Annotated in this window: 3 protein-coding genes and 1 pseudogene; 3 read left to right on the top strand and 1 reads right to left on the bottom strand. The window is 71.2% G+C overall.

From position 1 onward, the window contains the following. Positions 1-201: 201 nt before the first annotated feature. Positions 202-1,119, bottom strand: a complete 918-nt coding sequence (locus E3O23_RS00090; RefSeq protein ID WP_134486530.1) for a LysR family transcriptional regulator — start codon at positions 1,117-1,119, stop codon at positions 202-204. Between the two features lie 48 nt (positions 1,120-1,167). Here E3O23_RS00090 and E3O23_RS00095 point away from each other — a divergent pair, with 48 nt between their 5' ends. From E3O23_RS00095 to E3O23_RS00105, 3 genes and pseudogenes are all read left to right on the top strand, one after another. Further along, positions 1,168-1,377, top strand: a complete 210-nt coding sequence (locus E3O23_RS00095) for a hypothetical protein (protein ID WP_134486533.1) — start codon at positions 1,168-1,170, stop codon at positions 1,375-1,377. Between the two features lie 112 nt (positions 1,378-1,489). Next, the gene (gene pyrE, locus E3O23_RS00100) at positions 1,490-2,038 is read left to right on the top strand and encodes an orotate phosphoribosyltransferase (RefSeq protein WP_134486536.1); all 549 of its coding nucleotides are present in this window, start codon (positions 1,490-1,492) and stop codon (positions 2,036-2,038) included. Then, positions 2,038-2,622, top strand: a pseudogene (locus tag E3O23_RS00105) (hypothetical protein); the annotation flags it as partial. The gene pyrE and the pseudogene E3O23_RS00105, both read left to right, overlap by 1 nt.

Genomic DNA, 2,622 nt, shown 5'->3' on the forward strand with positions numbered 1-2,622 from the left:
CCGCCGGGATCGCGTTCTACACGCGGGAGAAGGCCGTGACCAGCCGCTGGCTCGACCCGAGCCACGGCGGCATCAACCTGGGCTTCCCGCAGCACGACTAACCCGCCCGGTCGTCGAGGCCGTCCCGGTGGTCGAGCTTGTCGAGACCCAATCTCGACGGGCTCGACCAACGTCGGCTCGCCCCCCGGTGCGCCCCGTGCGTCAGGACGTGTGCTCGGCCTGCACCCGTGCCGCGCGGGTGCGCAGGGCATCGATGACCGTGCGCACGGCGAGGCGCTCGGCCCGGTCGGGGCGCATCAGGGCGACGATCTGCCGCTCGGCATCCACCCCGCGCAGCGGCTTGAGCACGAGCCGGCCCGGCTGGCTGCCGCCGGAGGTGTACCGGGGCACGAGCGCGATGCCGAGGCCAGCCATGATGAACGCCTCGACGAGGCGCATGTCGGCGAAGCGCTGCGACACCTGCACGCGTCCGCCGCCCTGTTGCTCGATCTCGTGCACGATCCGCTCGAACGGGAAGCCGTCCGGCACGCCGATCCAGGTCTCGCCGACGACATCCGCGGCCCCGACGGATGCCCGCCCGGCCAGGCGGTGATCGGTCGGCAGCCCCACGTCCAGGGGCTCCGTCATCAGGGGAACCACGGTCAGCCCGCGCCCGCCCCAGGGCACCTGGCCGCGCATGCTGTGCGCCAGCACGATGTCGAAGTCCGAGGTCAGCGCGGGGAAGTCGCTGAGCTCCGGGTCCATGTCCGTGCACTTCACGATCAGCCCGGTGTGCGCGGCGAGCTGCTGCAGGACCCCGGGAAGCAGCATCTGGCCCGCGGTGGGGAAGGTGACCAGGCTCACCTCGCCCGTGGCGCGGTTGCGGAACTCGTCCCACACCGCGGTGGCCCGTTCGAGCGCGACGGCGACATCCGTGGCGCTGCGGGCGAGGGCTCGGCCGGCATCCGTCAGGACCAGGCCCCGGCCGCTGCGCTCGGTGAGGGGGAGGCCTGCCTCTCGTTCGAGCACCTTGAGCTGCTGCGAGACGGCGGATGGCGTGCGGTGGGTGGCCCGTGCGACGGCCGTGACGCTGTGCCGTTCGGCCAGTTCGCGGAGCAGCTCGAGGCGTTGCACGTCCATGTAGCCAAGCTACACGATGGGTACAGCACAATGCGATTGTGCTGAAGGATGCCGCGTGGTCAGATTGAACTGTCGAACACGAGCAATGGCGCCTCCGTCTGGATCGGCGAATCCCCTCTCCTGAAAGGCACCCTCGTGTTCGTTCTCTCGGCCCTCATCGCCATCACCGCCCTGCTGTCCATTACCTTCCTGGCCGTCGAGGTCAAGAAGGATGGCTACCGCCGCATGCCGCAGCGCCCGCTCGTTCGCAGCTTCTAGCATCCCCCTCGCCATCCCCCTCGCCGAACTGTGAGTTTGGCACCTTCCCGGGCACCGGGAAGGTGCCAAACTCACAGTTCGGCGTCGATTGCGGATGGCCTAAAGTTGGCACGTGACTGATACCCGCCAGAAGCTCATTGACTACATCTCGGCCGACGCCGTCTTCCATGGTGACTTCACCCTCACCAGCGGCAAGAGGGCGACCTACTACGTCGACCTCCGCAAGGTGAGCCTCGACCACCGCGTCGCGCCGCTGATCGGCCAGGTCATGCTCGACCTCATCGCCGACATCCCGGATGTCGCCGCGGTCGGCGGCATGACGATGGGCGCCGACCCCGTGGCCGCGGCGATCCTGCACCAGGGCGCCGCCCGCGGCAAGGCGTACGACGCATTCGTCGTTCGCAAGGAGCCCAAGGACCACGGTCGCGGCAGGCAGGTCGAAGGCCCCGACCTCGCCGGCAAGCGCGTCATCGTTCTCGAGGACACGTCGACGACGGGCGGATCTCCGCTGGCCGCCATCGAGGCGCTGCTGAAGGTCGGCGCCGAGATCGCCGGCGTCGCCGTGGTCGTCGACCGCAACACCGGTGCCCGTGAAGTGATCGAGGCGGCCGGCTACCCCTACTACGCGGCCATCGGGCTTGAGGATCTGGGTTTGAACTAGTGCCCCGCGACGAAGGCGAAGTCGGCCTCGAGTGGTTGAACAGCCAACTCGACGCGGACGACGCCGCTGACACCGGCGAGGTCGCCGGCCCGGTCGCCGGCCCGGCCTCCGCTGACGATTCCGACGCGGATGACGACGACGACGGTGTGGACGACCCCGACCCCGATCGTTCCGGCGCCGATAGGTCCGGCGCCGATCGCCCCGGCGCCGACCAGACAGGTGCCGGTGTGTCCGGCCGGGAGCCGCTGGGCCAGGCGCTCTCCGCGCCGAAGTCGGCTCGCGCCGCGGTCGACGCCGCGGATGGAGAGCCCGCACTCCCGGCCGGAGTGCCCACAGCTGCCGGCACGCCCGAACCCGCTCGCGCCCCCGAACCCGTGCGCGCCCCCGAGCCCGCCGGGCGTCCCGCGCCCGCCGGCACGCCAGAGCAGCAGCCGCACCTCCCTGAGCCGGCGCCCCGCGGCATCCGTTCGCAGTCCGACCTGGAACCCGCGCCGTGGTGGACGACGCCCGTGCAGAGTCCGCTCGTGCCCACGGCCGACGAGGCGGCGGCGACCGCTCTGCCGGCGCGGGCTTCCGCCCCGCCC

This window comes from Cryobacterium tagatosivorans, from assembly GCF_004402215.1.
Taxonomy (GTDB): Bacteria; Actinomycetota; Actinomycetes; order Actinomycetales; family Microbacteriaceae; genus Cryobacterium; species Cryobacterium tagatosivorans.